We start from the raw sequence: 17,473 nt of genomic DNA on the forward strand, positions 1-17,473 counted from the left end.
TTGTTTAATGTGTTTGGTATCAGTACCCGGCTATGAGCTGCGACAGAGAGTTCCCCGATTCAGGAAACAACGGCCTGGGTCGCGAGCTCTCTGCGGATGATTTCTGCTCCTGCATTCAAGGCATTTAGCTTGCCTCTTGCGACGTCACGAGATAAGGGTGCCATGCCACAGTTGGTACAAGGGTAGAGCTTGTCGGCATCTACAAACTCAAGGGCTTTTCGTAGCGTATTGGCGACCTCTTCTGGCGTCTCAATGCGATTGCTTGCCACATCAATGGCTCCTACCATCACCTTTTTACCTCGTATGAGTTCAAGCAGCTCGATTGGAACATGAGAGTTGTGACATTCTAACGAGATAATATCGATATTAGACTTTTGCAGCTTGGGAAAGACCTCTTCGTACTGTCTCCACTCGGAGCCTAATGTCTTTTTCCAATCCGTATTGGCTTTAATGCCATAACCATAGCAAATATGCACAGCCGTTTGACACTTAAGGCCTTCAATGGCTCTTTCTAAGGCTGCAATTCCCCAGTCATTTACCTCATCAAAAAAGACATTAAATGCAGGTTCATCAAACTGGATAATATCCACACCAGCCGCCTCTAGCTCCTTGGCTTCCTGGTTGAGTATTTTGGCAAATTCCCAGGCCAGTTTTTCGCGGCTTTTATAATGGTCATCATAAAGCGTATCTATCATCGTCATGGGACCTGGCAGGGCCCATTTAATGGGTTGCTTGGTTTGCTGACGTAAAAACTTGGCATCTTCAACAAAAACCGACTTTGGGCGACTCACTGGACCCACGACCGTCGGTACACTGGCATCATAGCGATCACGAATTTTAACGGTCTTGCGTTTTTCAAAATCAACACCGTCAAGGTGTTCAATAAAGGTAGTCACAAAATGTTGGCGTGTTTGCTCGCCATCACTGACAATATCAACACCTGCTTGTTGCTGTTCTTGCAACGACACACGTAAAGCATCGTGTTGACCAGCAATTAATTCTTCGTCCTGCAATTTCCAGGGTGACCAAAGTGTCTCAGGTTGTGCAAGCCAGGAAGGTTTGGGTAAGCTTCCCGCAGTTGAAGTAGGTAATAATTTTTTCATAATAAATACCGTTTTATATTTTAGTTAATTATAAAGCCCGAGTTCAGGAAGCGTAGCTAGCAGACCACTGCTCAAGGACAGCTTGGTATGGCTTGATGAAGTTCTCCTCAGCCACTTTTCCCTGCTTGATAGCTAACATGCTACGCTCTTCTCGATCATAAACAATTCGAGTCGATGAATGATCCGGATTCTTCAAATTGGGTTTATAGCTCTTTCCTGCCGCAGCATTAGCATTATGAATCTCGGGTCGGTAAATTTTTTGAAAGGTTTCCATCGTGCTAATGGTGCTGATGAGCTCAAGATTACTGTAATCATTAAGCAAATCGCCATAGAAGTAAAAAGCCAGAGGCGCAACGCTATTGGGTGGCATGAAATAGCGAACTTCCAGCCCCATTTTACTAAAATACTTTTCAGTCAAAGATGATTCACTTGGCTGATATTCAACACCTAATATGGGGTGCTGGTTTCCAGTCTGATGATAGGTCACCTTATCCGAAATGCTGAGGCATATAACCGGTGGTTTAATAAATTTCTGCTTGTAGGTGTCTGAGTTAACAAAACACTTGAAGAGCTTACCATGCAGATCACCAAAGTTATCCGGAATACTAAATTCGGGTTTTCCCTTGTTATGGTTCAGTAACAATACGCTAAAGTCATAGTCTCGCACATAAGAGGAAAAGTTATTTCCCACTATGCCTTCAATGCGCTTGTTGGTTTTGTGATCAACAATGTTTGTTTTCAATATTTCAATGGTAGGAAAGGTACGCTCACTGCCATTGTGATCATTGTTAATATCCATATCCACGGAAATGATTTCAAGTTCGACAGAGTAACGATCCCCTGTGGGGTTATCCCAATGCGCCAAGGCATTGAAACGATTGTCAATCATCTTTAAGGCGTTGCGCAAGTTCTCTTGGCGGCTCTCTCCTCTAGCCAAATTGGCAAAGTTGGTAGTGATACGCGTATTGTCCGAGGGCTGATAATTTTCATCGAAACCAATGCTTTTTATAGCGAATGTAAAGTCGTTACTCATAGTGATCTGGCATCCAATTTTCCGAGATAAAATCTGAATTTATTCCTTGCTCTTTCTGGAGTTGCTGGCTTTTTAACCGGCGAGCTGCGCAGTCTTTTCTGGTTGCTCATCTGATTAACAATCCACTGCAATTCTATCTAGAAGTCCAGATGTCTAGAGCTAAGCTTAGATATGTTATACAGGGGCAATTACATGAACAAAAATGATTTTATTTCATCAATAGATGAGCCAGGCTCATGGTTTCCTGTAAACGAGCACTCTTCTGGTCACGGTATGCCAGGTTCACGGTTTGGCCGTGCTTGCAGATGCCGCGCTAGCCCGGAGGTCAGAGGCACCTCCATCAGGAGATCGGAACCTGAGTGATACCAATCTAAGTAAAAATATGATCTATCTTAAAGCTGAGTATCAGAGGAAACAGAGTCAGCTCCCACGACACGCCATAAACCCATCCCTGGGGGCTCGGGAAATGACATCCCTGTCATTTCACGGTCGTGGGAGCCGATCTCTGTTGCCTCTCCACAAGCACCGAGTTGCCTGTAGATAGCACCTACAGGCAACTCCGCAGCTGGGGGCGGATGAAGGGATCTACTCCACCGACCATCACATGACAAGGAGGTCATGTGTTTGAGCGCCACAGGGAGGTGCTTGCAGCGTGTCGGTGGAGTAGACCCTTCGTTCGGCCTTTCCAGAGCAGCTAAATAGACCAGTTACTTACTCAGTTTGGTATGAGGGGGGAGGGGGTGAAAAAGGCCCCTGACGCTGTGGCGTTCAGGGGCCTTTATTTCAATGGTATCGCTATGGGTTAACCGAACACCTTGAAGCTGTCGGCGTTTAACCACAGGTGAGCCAGAATACTGACCACATAACCGAGAAAGATCACCGGTGTCCACTTCAGGTGACCAAAAAAGGTGTACATGCCGCGCGCCTGGCCCATTAACGCTACCCCCGCCGCCGAGCCGACCGACAACAGGCTGCCGCCCACACCGGCCGTCAAGGTGATCAGTAACCAGTTACCATGGGACATTTCCGGCTCCATGGTCAGCACTGCAAACATCACCGGAATGTTATCCACCACGGCCGAGACGACCCCCAGGGCAATATTGGCATAGACCGCATCCCAGCCGCCATACAGCACCTCGGATACCAACGCCAGATAGCCCATAAAGCCAAGGCCACCCACACACATTACCACCCCATAAAAGAACAGTAAGGTATCCCACTCGGCCCGGGCTACCCGGCTGAATACGTCAAAGGGCACCACGCTGCCCAGGCGTTTGAGGGCTTCTTCATCGCCCCGCTTTTCTGCCATCACCCGCTTGCGGGCAAGCGAACTGGGGAGCGTCTGGCGCAAGTAGTAGCCAAAAAACTGCAAATACCCCAAGCCCGTCATCATGCCCAGCACCGGAGGAAGGTTCAGCAGACTGTGGCAGGCAACGGCGGTCGCTACCGTCAATAAAAACAGCAACACGATACGAAACGCGCCGCGTTTTAGCACCGTATTTTCGTACACCGCCGCCGGACGACGCTTCTCGATATAAAAGCTCATCACTATGGCCGGCACCAAATAGTTGAGTACCGCCGGAATAAACAGAATAAAGAATTCGTTGAACTTGATGATGCCGGCTTGCCATACCATCAGGGTGGTAATGTCGCCAAAGGGGCTGAAGGCACCTCCGGCGTTGGCCGCCACCACTATGTTGATGCAGCACAGATTGATAAAGCGCTTGTCTCCTTCCCCCACCTTGATCACCACGGCACACATCAATAACGCCGTGGTCAGGTTGTCGGCAACGGGAGAGATAAAAAACGCCAGCCAACCGGTGAGCCAGAACAAGGATTGATAACTGAAGCCCTTACGCACCATCCAGACACGCAGCGCATCAAACAGCCCCCGCTCTTCCATGGCATTGATATAGGTCATGGCCACCAGCAGGAACAGCAGCAGCTCGGCATACTCCAGCAAGTTATGCCGAAACGCCTCTTCCGTTAAACCGGGAATATCATGATTAATATAGGTCCAGCCAATGGCAACCCATATGATGCCGGCCGCAACGAGCACGGGCTTGGATTTGCGCAGGTGCAGATATTCTTCACCCATGACCAGCAGGTAAGCAACAACGAAGACAATCACGGCAAAGATGCCGACCGAAGTACGAGTTAAATCAAGCGGCGCCTCAGCCGCAAAAACCGAGGTGCTGAACAGTGCTATCAGCCCCCCAAGAGTGAATAAGCACAGTTTCCTTTGCATTTTTTTTCTCGCTTTTGGTATTTTGGCTATAGCTACGAGTGAGGTTGATTCTACCGTCATCCCTCGTTTGAAGACTAACATAAAGCCCCTACCAAGACAGGCCGCATTATTGGTACCCGCTCGCACTTTTAAAATCTAAATGTGCTGTACCGGGGGCCCTTTCCGATGGGTATTCTGCTACGGCATCGCCCGTTGCAGATGAGAATGTGGCGCCAAAGTAAATATTTAGTCTTGTTTTTTGCATTAATTTTCACGATTATGCACCTTTATATGACTGCCACTTTAAAGGATTCTCCGTGCGCGATACCGATGCGGCTTTGGTAAAAGCATTTCGTCAGTCCAGCCCCTATGTCAATCTTCATCGGGGCTCAACCTTCGTCGTTATGTTGGGCGGCGAGGCCATCGATCAGGACAACTTTCCCAATATCATCAGCGATATCGCGTTGCTCACCAGCCTCGGCATCCGGCTGGTGATCGTGTTTGGTGCCCGCCCGCAAATTGATCGGGGCCTGGAAGAAGCGGGCCTGGAAAATGTATTTCACAAGCACGCCCGGGTGACGGACGAGCACAGCTTTCGCATCATCAAGGATGTATGCGGTGGCTTGCAGATGGATATAATGGCGCGCCTGTCGATGGGGCTGATTAACACCCCGATGCAAAACGCACGCATCAACGTGGTCACCGGCAACTTTGTGACCGCTCAGCCCCTGGGCGTGGATGAAGGCGTTGACTACCAGCATTCGGGCCGCGTGCGCCGCATTCATACCGATACCATTCATCATCAGCTGGCCAACGGCGCCACCGTGTTGATCTCCCCTATCGGTTTTTCGGTAACCGGTGAAAGTTTCAACCTGTCTTCCGAAGAGCTGGCCCGTCGGCTGGCCATCGAGCTGAAAGCCACCAAGCTAATCGGCTTTTGTTCGCAGCACGGCGTGCTGGATGAAGAAGGAATGGCGATACCCGAGCTCTTTCCCGAGCAGGCAGAAGAACATCTGCAACGGCTGCTGGCCGACGGCGACACGCTCTCTGGCACCGCGCGTTACCTGCGGGCGGCCATTTCCAGTTGTCGCTCCGGTGTGCCCCGCAGCCACCTGGTCAGCTACAAGGAAGATGGCGCCCTGATTCAGGAGCTGTTTACCCGAGACGGCCTGGGCACTCAGTTAGTCAGCCAGAGTGCCGAGCAGGCCCGCCAGGCGCGCATTGACGATATTGGCGGCATTCTGGACCTGATCCGTCCGCTGGAAGAAGAAGGCATTCTGGTGCGCCGCTCTCGCGAGCAGCTGGAAATGGAAGTCGATCAGTTCACCATCATTGAAAAGGACGGGGCCATTATCGGCTGTGCGGCCCTGTATCCCTTCCCTGACGAAGCGATGGCAGAAATGGCCTGTGTGGCCATTCATCACGACTACCGTCGCGGTAGCCGCGGCGACATGCTGCTGCATAAAGTCGAGGACCAGGCCAGAAAACGCGGCATGAGTAAACTGTTCATCCTGACCACCCGCTCTATTCACTGGTTTAGAGAACGCGGGTTCGAGCCGGTCGACGTCAGTGCGCTGCCCATGGGCAAACAGGCGCTGTATAATTATCAGCGCCGCTCTAAAATCATGATGAAAGACTTGGTTAACCGTTAATTTACCACTTAATGATTGACAGCCATCGGCAGAATCAGTACTTATGTGGTGCCCCGCTATTGGGGAGAAGAGGCGCGTTATTCAGGCAGCCGGCAGAAAGAGCATCCACTCTAGTGATCGCCGGTCAGGGGAAATAACGCCGAGAGCAAGCAATGGGGATTGCGTTTCTTGCTCGGCTACGAGGGCTGAATCCTTCGGGTTGTCACCTAGGGGTGGCGTGCTTCTAAGTGACCTTTCCGTCCCTGCAGCCGTTTCCCGTTATTTGTTATTACCGCACCTTTTCAAGGAGCTGCACTTGAGTCAGTTAACCGTTGCTAAATTTGGTGGAACCAGCGTGGTGGATGCACAAGCCATGCACCGCTGTGCCGCCATTCTCGAACAAAATCCCGATACCCGTTTAGCGGTACTCAGCGCCAGCTCTGGCGTAACCAACATCTTAGTGGCGCTGGCATCGGGGGAACATCAGCCCGACTCGCGCGCAGCGTTGCTGCAACAGTTAACCGAGATCCAGCAAGGCATTCTGAACAGCCTGGACAAGCCCGAGATGCTGACTCGGCATATCGAAGATATTCTGATACATATCAAAGAGCTGGCCGATAGCGCCGCCATCAGCCCCACCAAGGCCCTGCACGATGAAATTGTGGCGCAAGGCGAGCTGATGTCGACCCGTTTGTTTGTCGAGCTGTTGCGCCATCGCGGCACGCCTGCCGTGTGGTTTGATGTGCGCAAGGTGATGCGTACCGACGACCGCTTCAGCCGTGCCACCCCCGATCTGGCCACGTTGCAGGCCGAGGTTGAAAAAGAGCTCAAGCCATTAGCCTCGAATCAGTTAGTGATCACCCAAGGCTTTATTGGTGCGGCCCAGGACGGTCGGACCACTACGCTGGGCCGGGGCGGCAGCGACTTTTCTGCAGCCTTGCTGGCCGAAACGCTGGACGCTATCGCGGTACAAATCTGGACCGATGTGCCCGGCATCTATACCACGGATCCCCGCCTGGTCAGCAATGCGCGCCCCATTGCCGAAATCAGCTTCAGCGAAGCCTCGGAAATGGCGACCTTTGGCGCCAAGGTATTGCATCCGGCAACCTTGCAGCCGGCCGTGCGCCAGCAAATTCCGGTGTTTGTCGGCTCGAGCAGGGAGCCTGAAGCCGGGGGGACCTGGATCCGCAACAACACCGAGAGCCAGCCGCTGTTTCGTGCTCTGGCATTGCGCCGCAATCAGGTATTGCTGACCCTGACCAACCAAAGCATGTTTCAGGTACACGGCTTTCTGGCCGAAGTATTTGGTATTCTGGCCAAGCATAAAATCTCGGTCGACCTGATTACCACCTCGGTGATCAGCGTGTCGCTGACCCTGGACTCGGGCGCCGAGGCATTAACCGACGAAGTGCGGGCCGAGCTGGACAAGCACTGCCATCTCAAGGTTGAAGAAGGCCTGGCCCTGGTCGCCCTGATTGGCAATCGCATGAGCGAAGTCAGCGGTACCGGCACCCGGGTCTTTAAAACGCTGGAAGACGTGAACGTGCGCATGATTTGCTACGGCGCCAGTCCGCACAACCTGTGCTTCCTGGTACCGGAAGACAACGCCAATCAAGTAGTTAACGACTTGCATGCCGAGTTGCTTCCCGCGGAGTAACACGCGAGCGCCATAAAAAAGCCGTCATTTGACGGCTTTTTTCGTTTTTGCAGCATGTTATACCAATCTAAGTAAAAATATGATCTATTTTGAAGCTGAGTACCAGAGGAAACAGAGTCAGCTCCCACGACACGCCATAAACCCATCCCTGGGGGCTCGGGAAATGACATCCCTGTCATTTCACGGTCGTGGGAGCCGATCTCTGTTGCCTCTCCACAAGCACCGAGTTGTCTGTAGATAGCACCTACAGGCAACTCCGCAGCTGGGGGAGGATGAAGGGATCTCCTCCACCGACCATCACATGACAAGGATGTCATGTGTTTGAGCGCCACAGGGAGGTGCTTGCAGCGTGTCGGTGGAGTAGCCCCTTCGTTCGGCCTTTACTGAGCAGCTAAATAGACCAGTTACTTACTCAGTTTGGTATTAATTAACCACAAAACATCAGGGGGATTTGCTGTGTCGCGGCTCATCCATCAGCTCGCTGACATGGACCTGGAAAGGAATGGTTTCATCCTCTCGCTGTAACAGCACCAGCTGGTTCTGAGTATCTACTTCCAGCACATAGCCAGAGCCATCGGCAGTATGACAAATCATACCGGGTCGCACTTCATGAATATCCATATTCACTCCTGAAAGCAGGCAGGCCTGCATTGAATTAACGTCCTTGTCGTTTCACCTTAAGGGCAGCCAAGTCTCCTTTTATGCCAGTCTTTGCGCAGAGACCTGTCCTGTACCCTGTCGCTTGCACACCGTTTTCTCTAAACGAGAAGGCCAGCGCATACGCTGGCCTTCTCAATGATTATTTTTTACCTTTCTGCCGTTGTTCCCACTTGCCATCGACATAATGGGCCGTCCAGCCGGTGGCTTTTTTATCGATTTCAGTCATCACATACTGCTCTTTGTTCTTGCGACTGAAACGCACCACCGCCTTGTTGCCATCGGGGTCTTCGGTTGGCGCCTGGGTCAGATACTGAAACTTGGGCGAGATCCGGTCTTTAAATCGCACCAGCTCTTCCACCAATGGCGCCCGGGTTTCCCGGGATTTGGGGAAGTTGCTGGCGGCCATAAAGATACCCGCCGCCCCGTCGCGCAACACAAAATATGCATCGGACTGGGTACAGGGCAACTCGGGTAAATGCACCGGGTCTTCCTTGGGCGGCGCCACTTCACCGCTTTTCAGGATCTTGCGGGTGTTTTTACACTCTTCGTTGGTGCACGCCATGTATTTTCCGAAGCGGCCATTCTTCAACTGCATTTCGGCACCACAACGATCGCAATCGATCACCGGGCCTTCATAGCCTTTCAGCTTGAATTGCCCTTCTTCCAGCTCGTAACCGTCGCAGTCGGGGTTCTGACCACAAACGTGCAGCTTGCGCTTGTCGTCAATCAAATAGGCATCCATGGCGGTGCCGCATTTGTGACAACGATGCTTGGCGCGCAGGGCATCGGTCTCGGCTTCTTCATCATTGGCCAGCACAAACTCGTCACCGGGCACCAGGTTGATGGTTTGCTTGCACCGCTCCTTGGGCGGCAGCGCATAGCCCGAACAGCCCAGGAACACCCCGGTGCTGGCGGTACGAATCCCCATCTCCCGACCACAGGTCGGGCACTCGATGTCGGTCAGCACCATTTCATTGGCGCGCATACCGCCTTCTTCTGCCGGCAACTCCGCCTTGCTCAACTCTTCGCTGAACTCGGCATAGAAGGCGTCCAGCACAGTGGTCCAGTTCAGTTCACCACCGGCAATTTCATCGAGCTTGCTTTCCATTTGTGCGGTAAAGTCATAGTTCATCAGCTCGGCAAAGCTTTCCTGCAGTCGGTCGGCGACAATTTCGCCCATTTTTTCGGCATAAAAGCGACGGCTCTCTACCTTGACGTAACCGCGATCCTGAATGGTCGAAATAATGGAGGCATAGGTCGAAGGCCGGCCGATGCCGCGTTTTTCCAACTCCCGCACCAGAGCCGCTTCGGTGAAACGCGCCGGGGGCTTGGTAAAGTGTTGTTTCGGCTCAAGCTGCTCTAATGTAAGCACTTCGCCGGCCTGCACGGCCGGCAGCACAGTATCTTCGCCCTTGCGGCCCTGAGCCGCCGCCTGCACCTTGGTCCAGCCGGCAAAACGCAGGATGCGACCACGGGCTTTTAGCTCGTAATCGTCGGCACCCACCGTAATGGTGGTGCTGTCGTACCGGGCGGGAACCATCTGGCACGCCACAAACTGACGCCAAATCAAGTCGTACAAGCGCTTGGCATCGGCCTCCATGCCGTCGAGCTGCTCGGCATTCAGCGTTACATCGGAAGGCCGTATCGCCTCGTGCGCTTCCTGGGCATTGCCCTTGGCACTGTACACGTTTGGGTTTTCCGGCAAATAGCTGGGGCCATATTGCTCTTGAATAAAGTCACGGGCACTGGCGACCGCTTCCTGGCTCAGGTTGGTCGAGTCGGTACGCATATAGGTGATGTAGCCGGCTTCATAGAGCCGCTGCGCCAGCATCATGGTGCGCTTGACGCCAAAGCTCAGACGGGTACTGGCGGCCTGCTGCAGGGTAGAGGTAATGAAAGGCGCCGGCGGCTTGCTCTGGGTGGGTTTGTCATCCCGGGAGATCACCTTGAATTCGCTGGCCTTGAGGGTGGCAACCGCCGCCATGGTTTGCGCTTCGTTAACGGGCCTGAATTCTTTACCCTGATACTTGGCGACCGCCATCGACAGCGCCAGCTTCTGCTCGTTGCTCAGTTCGGCCTGAATATCCCAGTACTCTTCTGGCACAAAGGCTTTGATTTCACGCTCTTTTTCTACCAACAGGCGCACGGCTACCGACTGGACGCGACCGGCAGACAAGCCGCGGGCCACTTTTTTCCACAGCAGAGGCGACACCATGTAACCCACGACCCGGTCCAGAAAGCGACGGGCTTGCTGGGCGTTAACGCGGTTCTGGTTTAATTCCGAGGGCTGGCTGAAGGCATCCTGAATGGCCGATTTGGTGATTTCGTTAAACACAACCCGCTTGAAGCGCTGCTCGTCACCACCGATCAGCTCTTTCAGGTGCCAGGCAATCGCCTCCCCCTCGCGGTCCAAATCCGTTGCCAGATAAACGATATCGGCTTTTTCGGCCAGGCTTTGCAGCTCGCTCACCACCTTTTCCTTGCCCGGCAACACCTGGTAGTTGGCCTTCCAGCCATTATTAGGGTCTATGCCCATGCGGGCAATCAAGGCCTTTTGCTCTTTTTGCTGCTTGAGTCTGGCTTTCTCTTCCGGACTCAGCTGCTTGGTATCCGTTTTTTTGGCCCCCGCCTTTTTAGCGACGGAGGAGCCGGCGGTAGGCAGATCCCGCACATGGCCAACACTGGATTTGACGATGAAGTCCTTACCCAGATATTTGTTGATGGTTTTTGCCTTTGCAGGCGATTCCACAATAACCAGCGATTTACTCATAAAGCCCGTTTAAATCCTTAAGGTCTGGCCCGTACTCGGGGTCCGGCGGCAAGGTAATGACGGCTGTATAAGTGAAAATGCCGTAAAATGCAAACTTGCCAGGCGAAGGCCGGAAAAAAATAATTGAATTTATATGTACTTATTAACACCTTGATACCAGTAGGAATCAACCGGTTTTTTAATTAAGTTGCCTGTTCGACCGCTTTTTATGCATTGTTACCATAAAGCTGATGGCTGTTGTTAATGTTAGGTTACAACTCCTCCATAAATCCACCTATAATGCCCTGCGGTAGAATTTTCTTAGGCGTATTAATCGTTTAAAAGGACAATATAATGGCACAGTGTGAAGCTAATTTTGACGGTCTGGTCGGACCCACCCACAACTACGCCGGGCTGTCTTATGGCAATGTCGCCTCGCAGCACAACGCCCAGGAGCATTCCAACCCCAAGCAGGCCGCCAGACAAGGGCTGCAAAAAATGAAGACGCTGAGCGATCTGGGGCTGGTGCAAGGCGTACTGGCCCCCCAGGAGCGCCCGGACCTGGCCACCTTGCGCCGCCTTGGCTTTGCCGGCAGTGACGCCCAGGTGCTGGAAAAGGCCTATCGCGAAAGCCCTGCCCTGCTGGCTGCCTGTTGTTCGGCGTCCAGCATGTGGACCGCCAATGCCGCCACCGTTTCCCCCAGTGCCGATACCCGGGATGGTCGCGTGCATTTCACCCCGGCCAACCTGACCAACAAGTTTCATCGCTCTATCGAGCATGAGGTCACGGGCCGTATCCTGGGGCGGATGTTTGCCGACGAAGGGTATTTTTGCCATCACGCCGCGCTGCCTGCCAATGACTACTTTGGTGACGAAGGGGCCGCCAACCATACTCGCCTGTGTGCCGATTATGATCAGGCAGGACTCGAGTTGTTCGTTTATGGACGCAGCGCCTTTGACTCCAGCCAGCCGGCACCGCAGCGCTATCCGGCCCGCCAAACCCTGGAGGCCTCCCGTGCCGTGGCACGCTTGCATGGCCTGAGTGAAGACAACACCATTTTCATTGCGCAAAATCCCAAGGTGATCGATCAGGGTGTATTTCACAATGACGTGATTGCGGTGGGTAACCAGAATGTGCTCTTCTACCATCAGGAAGCCTTTCTCGATACCCAGTCGATGCTGCAGAGCCTTCGCCAGAAAATGCCCGACACACAGCTGTACTTCATTGAGGTATCCAGCGCCGACGTTCCCTTGAAAGATGCCATCGCCAGTTACCTGTTCAACACCCAGCTGGTGACGTTCAAGCCCGGGCACATGGCGCTGATTGCGCCGACGGAATGTGCCAATACTGCCAGTGTCAAAGCCTACCTGGACAAGCTCCTCGGCTTGAATACCCCCATCAAGGAAGTCCGTTTCATTGACGTTAAACAAAGCATGCGTAACGGCGGTGGCCCGGCTTGCCTGCGTCTGAGAGTGGCCTTGAATAGCGCTGAACTGGCGGCCGTCAACCCGGCCTGCCTGATGAACGATGCCCTGTTTGCCAAGCTCGATAACTGGGTTGAACAACACTATCGCGATCGTTTGAGCCTGAATGACCTGCGGGACCCTGCCCTGCTGCAACAATCACGCACGGCACTGGATGAACTCACCCAGATCCTGCAGCTGGGCTCTGTGTATCCGTTTCAGCAATAAAGTGTGAGGTGTGAAGTGTAAGGCGTGAGGGGGAGGTGTGAGGGGGAGGTGTGAGGGGGGAGGTGTGAGGTGTGCCAAAAACATCGAATTGGCAAATATGGAACGCCTCCTCACGCCTTGCCTCTCACACCTCACAGTGGCTTGTGCTTAGCTAAAGGGTCTTTGTCCGGCTTCCAGCAGCTTTACCACGGCGCGACTCACCCCGGCTTCTGCCGCCTTGCCCAGTTTGTTCTTCAGGCTTTGTTTGGGCTGGTAGTGCAGGCGGATCACCCGCTTGCTGGCACTTTGCTCCAGCAAATACTCACTGCTGGTGGACAGCTGGTCGACCAGGCCCAGTTTATGGGCATCGGTTGCCAGCCAGTGCTCGCCGGTCGCGACTTCGTCCAGTGCCAGCGCCGGGCGATTCTCTGCAATAAAGTCTTTGAAGCGGTGATGAATCACCTCTAGCTCTTCACGAAACTTGGCGCGCCCTTCATCGTCATTTTCACCAAACAGGGTCAGGGTGCGCTTGTAGGCTCCCGCCGTGTGCAGCTCGATATCAATGTCTTTGTTTTTGAGAAACCTGTTGAAGTTGGGCAGCTGCGCCACCACGCCAATGGAGCCGATAATGGAAAAAGGCGCGGCAATGATCCGCTCGGCCACACAGGCCATCATGTAACCCCCACTGGCGGCCACTTTATCCACCGCCACCGTCAGGTGCAGGCCCTTGGCTTTCAGTCGTGCCAGCTCGGCCGCCCCCAGACCATAGCCATGTACCACACCGCCACCGGACTCAAGCCGCAACAGTACTTCATCTCCGGCCTTGGCCAGTTGTAGCAACCCGGTGATTTCACGGCTGAGACCACTGACCTCATGGGCATCCATGCTGCCTTTGAAGTCGAGCACATAGAGCCGCGGACCGGACTCGGTTTGCTTCTTTTCGGCCTTGGCTGCCTGCTTGAACTCTTGTTTCAGCGCCTTTCGCTCGTGATCATTGAGTGCCGAAGCCAACTGTAATTGCTGCTGCTGACGGCGCAGATCGGCACTCAGATCTTCTATTTCCAGCTTGTCGCCGCCACGTTTTTGCCGAGTGGCCGCCCCCGCAACCAAGGCCACCACCACACCAATGGCAATTACCCAGGTCAGGGTTTTGGCGGCAAACAGGCCATAATCATATAAAAATTCCAGCATGAGGTTTCCTTGAGATATTACTGTGTAGCCAGGTTAATGCTCCATTGTAAGAGCCTTGACCGGGAACACCAATGGCCTTTTTCCCTGATTTTGGCTTTCAGCACTAGCATCCCCGCGCAGAGTCTGGTTTGATCCTATAACATTGATATTGACCAAGAGAACAAAGCCGATATGCACGATTATCAAGCAGCTTCCGATTTACTTAACGATAAAGTGATTTTGATCACCGGCGCTGGTGACGGTATCGGCCGCCAGGCCGCATTGGATTACGGTGCTCATGGCGCCACCGTGGTGTTGCTGGGGAAAACCGTCAAAAAACTGGAGTCGGTCTACGACGAGTTAGTGGCTCAAGGCAGCCCGGAGCCGGCGATTATTCCCCTCGATCTGCTCGGTGCCACCAAGGCCCATTATCGAGACATGGCCGAAACCCTGAAGCAGCAGTTTGGTCGTCTGGATGGTGTCTTGTTCAACGCCAGTCATCTGAGCGTACTCAGCCCCTTTGAAATGATTGGTGAAGACGAGTGGGACAAGGTGATGCAGGTTAACCTCAAGTCGCAGTTTTTAATGACCCAGGCGCTGCTACCGCTGTTAAAGGCGACCCCGCATTCGTCCATTATTTACACCAGCTCGGGTGTGGGCAGACAGGGCCGGGCTTACTGGGGCACCTACGCCATTTCCAAGTTTGCCACCGAAGGCATGATGGAAATACTGGCCGATGAGCTGAGCAATACCACGGTGCGGGTCAACTGCATCAACCCCGGGGCCACCCGCACCGACATGCGTGCTCGCGCCTATCCCGGAGAAGACCCCGCCACCTTGCGCACTCCCCAGCAGATCATGCCACTTTATCTATATTTAATGGGCAGGGACAGTCAGGAGGTCAATGGCCAGTCTCTTGATGCCCAGCCGGACAAGGTGCGGCCTCGCGCTGGCACAGCGTCATAAGTAATATCTCATAACTGATGTGGACACTGGGGCTAGCTTTCCTTTCTCGTCACCCTCGCGTAGGAACGTCATCCTCGCATCGGCGGGGATGGGGGGTCCAGTGTCTTTGCAGGAGAAGCGCGGGCTGACTGTTCTGCGCCACAGGCCCTGGATTCCCGCCTTCGCGGGAATGACGACAGAACCACTCCTGTTATGCGGGATTAGTTAACACTGACTAGGAAGGTGTCTTCAACGTAAGCCCGGTTGCGTGATCCGGGCTGATAGTCAAAAGGATGTGACCGGCATGTATCGCCCCAAAAGTACGGTAGAGCAATGGCGAATTTTTCAGGCAGTTGTTGACCATGGCGGCTATGTTCAGGCTGCAGAAGCGCTGAACAAAAGTCAGTCGTCCTTGAACCATGCCGTGGCAAAACTGCAGCAGGGATTAGGGGTGGCGCTATTAGAGGTAAAGGGGCGCAAGGCTTACCTCACCCCGGAAGGCGAGGTTTTTCTACGCCGTTCGCGCAAGCTGACCCAGGGTATAAAGGAACTGGAATTACTGGCTGATATATTGGCCAGCGGCTGGGAGCCGATTTTGCGCCTGGTAGTAGAAGCGTCCTTGCCCCGCCAGCCTCTGTATCAGGCTCTGGCCGACTTCTCGGCGCGTTCTCGCGGGTGCCGCATCCATTTGCTTGAAGCCCAACCCGCCGGTTGCAAGGCGGTGGTAGACAAACAGGCCGCCGATATGGTGTTTGCGAGTCGAGCCTTCAGCAGTGTCCCCAGTCTGCCGCTGACCACCACAGTATATGTGCCTGTTTGCGCCCCGAGCCATCCTCTGGCCATCCTTGACGAGGTGAGCACCCATGAGCTGGAAGCAGAGCTGGAACTGGTGCTGGCCGAAGGTAACGAGCCCGAAGAAGGCTGGGAAGGCACGGAGCAGCCCTGGGTCATCAACCACCTGCACGATACCTTGTCTTTGCTGCGCCGGGGGGTTGGCTTCGCCTGGCTGCCGCAGGATGTGGTCACACCGCTGATCGAGGCCAGAATACTCACTCGCCTGCCCGTCACCAACCAGACTTTACGCAAGCGATTTACCCACCTGATTCTGCCCCGCACTACCCCGCTCGGGCCTGCCGCCAGTCTGTTGTTAACCCTCATTCGCCATCACTATGGCGTACCCGATGAACACAGAACCGATGCTTGATCTTGCCAGCTTGAAGCAGCTTCCTTATGCTGAACGTCTAACAGTTGACAAGGAACCCCAATGTTTGATTTTGATCAGTGGATAGACCGCCGCCCTACCCGTGCTCTCAAGTGGCTGAAATATGAAGGCACCGATATCCTGCCCATGTGGGTAGCGGATACTGAGTTCAAGGCACCGTCCGCCGTCATCAAGGCGATGGCCGAACGAGTTGAACACGGCATTTTTGGCTATAGCCGCCCCAGCCCTCAGTTGACCGAGCTGATCATCAAGCGCATGGCCGAGCGTTATAACTGGCAAATAGAAGCCGACTGGCTGGTCTATATGCCAGGCGTCGTGCCCGCCCTCAACCTCGCCTGCCAGACCTTCAGCGCCCCCGATAGCCCCGTGATCACCGCCAAGCCCATCTATTATCCTTTTTTACAGGCTCCGGGCTTTCATGGTCGCAAGGCCGCCTATGTAGAAATGATCGAAAAGGACGGCCGCTGGTTACCCGATCTGGAGCAGTTGGAGCAGCAAGCCAAAGACAGTGACCTGTTATTGTTCTGCAATCCGCATAATCCGGGGGGTACCATTTACACTCGGGAAGAACTGCAGGCGATCAACGAAATTGCCGAACGTCATAACCTGATTGTGTGTTCGGATGAAATTCACTGCGATCTGTTACTCGACGAAGGCAAGCCGCATATTCCCTATGCCGCCATTAACGCCGATGCCGCCAGCCGCAGCCTGATCCTCATGGCACCGAGCAAAACCTTCAACATTGCCGGTCTGTGCTGCTCGTTTGCCATTATTCCCAATGCCGAACTGCGCAACCGCTTTAGCCGTGCTGCCCGCGGTATTATGGCCGACGTGAACCTGCTGGGCTTTGTCGCCGCCGAAGCCGCTTACCAAGACGGCGACGACTGGCTGGATGCACAGCTGGTTTATCTGCGCCAGAACCGCGACTTGCTGGTAGAGCGCCTCAACCAGGTGCCCGGCGTCAAGGTATTGTCCCCCGAAGCCACCTATTTGGCCTGGATTGATATCAGTGCGCTTGATCTGGAAGATCCGGTGGCCTTTTTTGAACAGGCCGGCGTCGGCTTGTCGCCAGGCGGCCAGTTTGGTGGCAAAGATTTTGTACGGCTTAACTTTGGCTGCTCCCGCGCTATGCTCGAAGAAGCACTCGATCGCATGATCACCGCCCTTCATCAGCGCTAAGCCGTAATTGAATGTGAGGTGTGAGGTGTGAGGTGTGAGGTGTGAGGAAGATGTTATCTTTTACGCCTCACGCTTCACTATTTACACTGCACAACATTTATCAATGAACACAAAAAAGCCCTTGCATGGCAAGGGCTTATTCGTATATATGGCGGAGGAGCAGGGATTTGAACCCTGGATGGGCTATAAACCCATGCCGGTTTTCAAGACCGGTGCATTCAACCAC

At 53.7% G+C, this 17,473-nt stretch carries 12 protein-coding genes and 1 riboswitch; of the genes, 6 read left to right on the plus strand and 6 right to left on the minus strand.

Going from position 1 to position 17,473, the window contains the following annotated elements; genetic code table 11:
• Window positions 1–59: 59 nt before the first annotated feature.
• The 3 genes from ACN0VL_RS05145 to nhaD all read right to left on the minus strand — a co-directional run bounded on the left by ACN0VL_RS05145 (window position 60) and on the right by nhaD (window position 4,384).
• Window positions 60–1,103, minus strand: coding sequence for a methionine synthase (locus ACN0VL_RS05145; RefSeq protein WP_417615159.1), 1,044 nt, complete (start codon window positions 1,101–1,103; stop codon window positions 60–62).
• 43 nt (window positions 1,104–1,146) lie between these two features.
• The gene (locus tag ACN0VL_RS05150; RefSeq protein WP_417615161.1) at window positions 1,147–2,136 is read right to left on the minus strand and encodes a DUF1852 domain-containing protein; all 990 of its coding nucleotides are present in this window, start codon (window positions 2,134–2,136) and stop codon (window positions 1,147–1,149) included.
• A gap of 802 nt (window positions 2,137–2,938) precedes the next feature.
• On the minus strand, window positions 2,939–4,384 hold the full coding sequence (nhaD, locus tag ACN0VL_RS05155) for a sodium:proton antiporter NhaD (RefSeq protein ID WP_417615163.1): 1,446 nt from the start codon (window positions 4,382–4,384) through the stop codon (window positions 2,939–2,941).
• Window positions 4,385–4,680: 296 nt separating this feature from the next.
• Between nhaD and argA the strand changes: the two genes are divergently transcribed.
• Both argA and lysC read left to right on the plus strand, forming a co-directional pair.
• Window positions 4,681–6,015 carry an amino-acid N-acetyltransferase gene (gene argA, locus ACN0VL_RS05160; protein WP_417615165.1) on the plus strand — a complete coding sequence of 445 codons (1,335 nt, stop codon included), beginning with the start codon at window positions 4,681–4,683 and terminating at the stop codon, window positions 6,013–6,015.
• Between the two features lie 59 nt (window positions 6,016–6,074).
• Window positions 6,075–6,246: riboswitch (Lysine riboswitch) on the plus strand.
• A 64-nt stretch (window positions 6,247–6,310) separates the two neighbouring features.
• Window positions 6,311–7,651, plus strand: coding sequence for a lysine-sensitive aspartokinase 3 (gene lysC / locus ACN0VL_RS05165; RefSeq protein WP_417615167.1), 1,341 nt, complete (start codon window positions 6,311–6,313; stop codon window positions 7,649–7,651).
• Between the two features lie 441 nt (window positions 7,652–8,092).
• Here the strand turns inward: lysC and ACN0VL_RS05170 are convergent, their stop codons facing one another.
• On the minus strand, window positions 8,093–8,272 hold the full coding sequence (locus tag ACN0VL_RS05170; RefSeq protein WP_417615169.1) for a hypothetical protein: 180 nt from the start codon (window positions 8,270–8,272) through the stop codon (window positions 8,093–8,095).
• 178 nt (window positions 8,273–8,450) lie between these two features.
• On the minus strand, window positions 8,451–11,081 hold the full coding sequence (gene topA, locus ACN0VL_RS05175; protein WP_417615170.1) for a type I DNA topoisomerase: 2,631 nt from the start codon (window positions 11,079–11,081) through the stop codon (window positions 8,451–8,453).
• A 333-nt stretch (window positions 11,082–11,414) separates the two neighbouring features.
• Here topA and astB point away from each other — a divergent pair, with 333 nt between their 5' ends.
• Complete coding sequence (astB, locus tag ACN0VL_RS05180) at window positions 11,415–12,752, plus strand: N-succinylarginine dihydrolase (RefSeq protein WP_417615172.1); 1,338 nt, start codon at window positions 11,415–11,417, stop codon at window positions 12,750–12,752.
• Window positions 12,753–12,899: 147 nt separating this feature from the next.
• Here astB and sohB read toward each other — a convergent pair whose 3' ends face one another.
• Window positions 12,900–13,919, minus strand: coding sequence for a protease SohB (sohB, locus tag ACN0VL_RS05185; RefSeq protein WP_417615182.1), 1,020 nt, complete (start codon window positions 13,917–13,919; stop codon window positions 12,900–12,902).
• A 174-nt stretch (window positions 13,920–14,093) separates the two neighbouring features.
• Between sohB and ACN0VL_RS05190 the strand changes: the two genes are divergently transcribed.
• From ACN0VL_RS05190 to ACN0VL_RS05200, 3 genes are all read left to right on the plus strand, one after another.
• A complete protein-coding gene (locus ACN0VL_RS05190; protein ID WP_417615174.1) occupies window positions 14,094–14,867 on the plus strand; it encodes a YciK family oxidoreductase in 774 nt (257 codons plus the stop codon).
• 283 nt (window positions 14,868–15,150) lie between these two features.
• On the plus strand, window positions 15,151–16,050 hold the full coding sequence (locus ACN0VL_RS05195; protein WP_417615176.1) for a LysR family transcriptional regulator: 900 nt from the start codon (window positions 15,151–15,153) through the stop codon (window positions 16,048–16,050).
• A 60-nt stretch (window positions 16,051–16,110) separates the two neighbouring features.
• Entirely contained in the window at window positions 16,111–17,247 is a 1,137-nt protein-coding gene (locus tag ACN0VL_RS05200) for a MalY/PatB family protein (RefSeq protein ID WP_417615178.1), read from the plus strand.
• The last annotated feature ends 226 nt before the right edge of the window (window positions 17,248–17,473 follow it).

Origin of the sequence: Oceanisphaera sp., assembly GCF_048268965.1 — a bacterium.
In the GTDB taxonomy this organism is placed as follows: domain Bacteria; phylum Pseudomonadota; class Gammaproteobacteria; order Enterobacterales; family Aeromonadaceae; genus Oceanimonas.

Coding starts and splice junctions, on each gene's coding strand:
- ACN0VL_RS05190 (WP_417615174.1), top strand. CDS start 14,094: ATGCACGATTATCAAGCAGCTTCCGATTTACTTAACGATAAAGTGATT.
- ACN0VL_RS05200 (WP_417615178.1), top strand. CDS start 16,111: ATGTTTGATTTTGATCAGTGGATAGACCGCCGCCCTACCCGTGCTCTC.
- astB (WP_417615172.1), top strand. CDS start 11,415: ATGGCACAGTGTGAAGCTAATTTTGACGGTCTGGTCGGACCCACCCAC.
- ACN0VL_RS05195 (WP_417615176.1), top strand. CDS start 15,151: ATGTATCGCCCCAAAAGTACGGTAGAGCAATGGCGAATTTTTCAGGCA.
- ACN0VL_RS05145 (WP_417615159.1), bottom strand. CDS start 1,103: ATGAAAAAATTATTACCTACTTCAACTGCGGGAAGCTTACCCAAACCT.
- nhaD (WP_417615163.1), bottom strand. CDS start 4,384: ATGCAAAGGAAACTGTGCTTATTCACTCTTGGGGGGCTGATAGCACTG.
- ACN0VL_RS05150 (WP_417615161.1), bottom strand. CDS start 2,136: ATGAGTAACGACTTTACATTCGCTATAAAAAGCATTGGTTTCGATGAA.
- topA (WP_417615170.1), bottom strand. CDS start 11,081: ATGAGTAAATCGCTGGTTATTGTGGAATCGCCTGCAAAGGCAAAAACC.
- ACN0VL_RS05170 (WP_417615169.1), bottom strand. CDS start 8,272: ATGGATATTCATGAAGTGCGACCCGGTATGATTTGTCATACTGCCGAT.